This window comes from Streptomyces sp. NPDC046215 (assembly GCF_040646215.1).
Taxonomy (GTDB): domain Bacteria; phylum Actinomycetota; class Actinomycetes; order Streptomycetales; family Streptomycetaceae; genus Streptomyces; species Streptomyces stramineus.
Window position 1 is genome coordinate 1 of the sequence record NZ_JBEYZW010000190.1, and the last position, 2,330, is coordinate 2,330.

General features: G+C 67.4%; 3 protein-coding genes and 1 pseudogene. All 4 read left to right on the top strand.

All coding sequences use genetic code 11. The features are described from left to right. Position 1 precedes the first annotated feature (1 nt). A pseudogene (locus tag ABZ951_RS33750) lies at positions 2–106 on the top strand (MerR family DNA-binding transcriptional regulator); the annotation flags it as partial. Positions 107–120: 14 nt separating this feature from the next. Then, a complete protein-coding gene (locus tag ABZ951_RS33755; RefSeq protein WP_344084118.1) occupies positions 121–705 on the top strand; it encodes a WYL domain-containing protein in 585 nt (194 codons plus the stop codon). Then, positions 702–962, top strand: a complete 261-nt coding sequence (locus ABZ951_RS33760; protein ID WP_344084115.1) for a DUF6192 family protein — start codon at positions 702–704, stop codon at positions 960–962. Before ABZ951_RS33755 ends, ABZ951_RS33760 begins: the two co-directional genes overlap by 4 nt. A 391-nt stretch (positions 963–1,353) precedes the next feature. Next, complete coding sequence (locus ABZ951_RS33765; RefSeq protein WP_344084111.1) at positions 1,354–2,256, top strand: alpha/beta fold hydrolase; 903 nt, start codon at positions 1,354–1,356, stop codon at positions 2,254–2,256. Positions 2,257–2,330 lie beyond the last annotated feature (74 nt).

A 2,330-nucleotide genomic window follows, 5' to 3' on the forward strand; every position in this document is an offset into this window, starting at 1 on the left:
GCTGTCGGTGAAGACCATCCGCTACTACACCGACATGGGCCTGCTGCCGACGGCCCCGCGCAGCAGGGGAGGCCATCGCCGCTACCCGCCACAGGTGCTGGAACAGCACACCTAGTGCTGGTGGACAGCACCGCATGGTTTGCCGACTCAGAGGCAGCGGTCGACGTGGCCGATCTGGCATCGGCCCTGCGGCACCGACGCCGACTGCGAATCCGATATCGGCGCAGCGCCGAGAATCAGGCCTCAACGCGGGTGGTCGACCCGTACGGGATCGTGGCGAAGTCCGGCCGCTGGTATCTCGTTGCCGATCACAGGGGCGATGGTCGGCTGTTCGCTCTGGAACGACTCTCGGCCTTCGAACAACTCGACGCGCCAGTTGCTCTTCGACCAGACGAAACCCTCCGCACCAGATGGGCCGTGTTGAAGGAACGCACCGAGGGGCAAGGTCGCGTGAGCGTGACCTTTCGCCTGCCTGAAAATGGCCTCGACTTGGCGCGGCGCATCCTCGGCACACGCATCCATGATGTCTCCGATACGGAAAACGGATCATGCACCGTCGTCGTCCGCTACCCCGACATCGAGTCAGTGCGTCAACTCCTCCAATTCGGAGACCACATCGAGATACTCACCCCGCAGACAACCCGCAAACGCATCAGCCAGCTCGCCAGAGACCTGGCTCAAAGACACGCGACCCCAGCCACGTGACCGATCAGAACGGCCTGCTCTCAATCAACGTCTCCGGTCAGTACACCTTACGCGGGTTTGCCGAGGCGATCGGGCCCTCCTTCCATACCGTGCGCACGTATCGGTGGGTGGCCGAAGGGCCAGCGCCAGGAGGGGTGTCCCCCAAGGTGCACCGGATCCTGGCGTCGGCGCCGGACGCGTACGAGCTCATCAAGAGCCCCCCAGTCAACGAGCGGACCGGTCGCGGCGAGTGGAGCGGGGACGCGGCGAAGAACTGAGGCGCTGCGCCCTGGCTGTCGAGGAGACGTTTCCTTCAGTCCTTGGGGCGTCCGCACGCCGGCCACGGCCGGTGTGCGGACGCCCCCAGCAGCCCTCTCCCGGCCGTACGCCCACGCGTGGCCGGTCTGCCGGTACGTCCTCCACCGGGACTGCGCGCCGGGGCCGGGAGGACACGGTACCGCGGCTACCCGCGCCCCCTCGTCACCTCGCTGTCAACGATGCATGACGGGCTGAACTCGTCTGAATGAAGAGATACCTAACCTTCTTGATGAAATTATGTCCTTCCCGGCAAGCTACTCACACGGAGGTTGATGCCGCTTTCAGCGGGCGGCACTCCCCTGGCCGTCGCACCGCCGTCACGCGCCCTTTCCCCCTGCGAGGTACCCCTCCATGTCCCGCACGCGAAGAGTCCCTTCCGCCCGCCGTCTCCTCCGGGTGCTGAGCACCCTGCTGCCCGCCCTGGCCCTGGTGTTGAGCGTGGGCACGGTGGCGCCGGCAGCCGCGGCGGGCACCGCCGCCACCGGGACGGTCAGCCGTGGCTGGAACAACTTCTCCTGCAAGCCGTCGCCCGCGCACCCCCGGCCCGTCGTCCTGATCCACGGCAGCTTCGCCAACTCGGTCGACGACTTTCTGTTCCTCGCGCCCTATCTGGTGAACCGCGGCTACTGCGTTTTCTCGCTGGACCACGGCCAGCTCCCGGGCGTCCCGTTCTTCCACGGCCTCGGGCCGGTCGAGCAGTCGTCGGCTCAGCTCTCCACCTATGTCGACCGGGTCCGTGAGGCCACCGGCGCCCCGAAGGTGGACCTCGTCGGCCACTCCCAGGGTGGTGGCGTGGTGCCGCGCTACTACCTCAACTTCCTGGACGGCGCGGGCAAGGTGAACTCCCTGACCGGGCTGGTCCCCTCCAACCACGGAACGACCGTCCTGGGCATGACCAAGCTCACGGACGCGATTCCGGGAGCTCGCCAGGCGGTGCACGGCCTCACCCCCGGCGTCGCCGACCAGCTCGTCGGCTCGGAGTTCATCAAGAAGCTCAACTCCCGGCCGGACACGGTGCCGGGCGTCAGCTACACGGTCGTCGCCACCAAGTACGACGAGATCGTCACCCCTTACCAGACCCAGTACCTATCCGGCCCGAACGTCCGCAACATCCTGCTCCAGGACCGGTGTCCCCTCGACCTCTCCGACCACTTCGCGACCGGTCTCATCGACCGCGTCGCCTTCAAGGAGGTCGTCAACACCCTCGACCCGGCCCACGCCACGCCGGCGACCTGCGCCGACATGGTGAGCTGAGGCGCCGGGCCCGGCTGCCGAGGAGACGTTTCGCTCTGTCCCTGGGGGCGTCCGCACCGGTCGCGACCGGTGCG

Excerpts from the sequence above, each read along its gene's own strand:
- ABZ951_RS33765 (WP_344084111.1), top strand. The coding sequence starts at position 1,354 with ATGTCCCGCACGCGAAGAGTCCCTTCCGCCCGCCGTCTCCTCCGGGTG.